This is a genomic window from Polaromonas sp. P3_C2, from assembly GCF_056402675.1.
Genome location: NZ_JBFUGX010000745.1, coordinates 1 through 1,841, shown reverse-complemented (window position 1 = coordinate 1,841; position 1,841 = coordinate 1). Strand labels below are relative to the sequence as shown.

The following is a 1,841-nucleotide window of genomic DNA, read 5'->3' as shown; positions in this document are numbered from 1 at the left end:
GTATGTGGATGCAGTGGAACCGAGATGGTTGATTCAGGATCCGTTTCCACCGCGAGCAGTTTACTTGGGGGCTGCAATTACGCGAATTGTGAAGTCAATTGAAAATCATCAAAGTCTTGCGCGTGGATATTGCACAAACGAAATTGAACGTGCCACTGGGAAGAAACCTCGGCAAGTGGATTTTCAGCATCCCGCCTGTGCCATTCGTTCAATTGGGCAGCGCGACCTCGACATAGCCCGTCGCTTTGACGCGGACTTAGAAGTTCTTCGAAAAATCAAATAAGGTTTGAGTAGATGAGCGACATCATTACCAACGCGAATCGCTATAACACCGGCAATACCTTTCGTAGCGACAGCACAGGAAGTACCCGTGGTAATGTGCGCAACAGCACCGGCACGGCAATAGGTTTTGATTGCTCCGGTCTGGTCTATCACGTCTTACGCGAATCCGGGTACAACGTTCCTTACGCGACCTCCGCGGTGATGACTAATCCAGCAACTTTCGATGGTAGTTGGGCAAGCGTCGTCAATCCCGAGACCGCTACCGTCAAGCCCGGAACCTTAGTCTACTTTAGTGGACACGTTGGCATTGTTCAGTCATATGACCCTGTGACGAAGACCGGAGAATTTCTGTCGATGGCTGGCGGCAACAACATAGGAAAGCTGAAGCCAACTGAGCCGTTCACCACCGATGAAAAGATCAACCCAGGCATCCACTGGGGTGGTTCCACTACCTTTAAAGGTTTCGCTGAAGTTAAACCCGAGCTATACGACCGAACCCTCGATCAGCACCTCAACGGTGCAAATCCCAATGCGCCAGTATTCAATATTCCCGAAGCCGGCAACGCTGGCTTCATCACTTTACCCGGGAACGGTGGTTTTCCAATAGTAAAAGGCGCCGCCGATCTCAGTGCCCGTGTTGACGTCGCAGCGGCCAGCAGTGGTATTACGCCACCACTCCCTATCGATCTGCCCAATGCGAATACGGCATTTGCCACTACCCTAGCTGCGCTCGAATCCAGCGGTCAACCTAACAACGGCTATGGCGGTTGGGCGCAGGACGGCCAAGGCATAGGCGCTATTGGCCGCTACGGATTTCGCGCCACTAGTCTCAAGGCTATCGGCTGGATGGACACTGATGGCAATTGGACCGACAAGGCCCGCTCCAACGGGGTGAGCAACCCAGAGAGTTTTCGTGACAACCCAACAGCGCAGGAGGCCGCGCGAGTCGAATACATGGGCAAGCTCAAAAGCGAGCTAAAGGCCAACGGTTCGTGGGAAATGATTGGGCAAACTGTAGAAGGACACATTGTCACGGAGGCCGGACTGATAGCGGCTGGATGGAAAGAGGGGGCGGGTGCCGTCCTAAAGTTCTTTAGCGGCGATTCCACTAACGCGAATGCCGACATCAATATCATGTTTCGCTTGGATCGATTCGCACAGTCGTCGTTGCCCGGCGACACGGCGGGGCGAGACAGTTCCCCCACGAGTGGAGTGCATCCGTTGGCGCAGCAAGCCGGGGGCGATTGGGAAGACCGTACGGTTTATGACTTGATGACTGGTTTGCCTGTTGGCCCAGAAAGCAATGTCTGGATCACGGATTCAATCAACGCCTCAACGATTGCAGCACCAGCCACCTCGACATCTTCGCCAGTTGCGGCCAATGCGTTAGCCCTGGTCCTAAATCGTGACGTCATACATCACGAAGATGGTTCAATCACACTTGGCTTCATTGCGAAAGCGGACAGCGCCAACGGCAGCATCAAAAAAGGTGACATTGTTAGCGAGGTTTTTGATCCTAAAGGCAAACTCGGCTATTTCAGTGTGAGCCACACCGAACG

2 protein-coding genes are annotated in these 1,841 nt (G+C 53.5%); both read left to right on the top strand.

Annotated features, from left to right (window positions below):
- The coding region (locus AC1DWI_RS21435; protein ID WP_477725706.1) for a hypothetical protein at positions 1-283 on the top strand (283 nt) is incomplete at its 5' end.
- An 11-nt stretch (positions 284-294) separates the two neighbouring features.
- Positions 295-1,841, top strand: a 1,547-nt coding sequence (locus AC1DWI_RS21430) for an NlpC/P60 family protein (RefSeq protein ID WP_477725705.1), incomplete at its 3' end; no start/stop codon positions are given.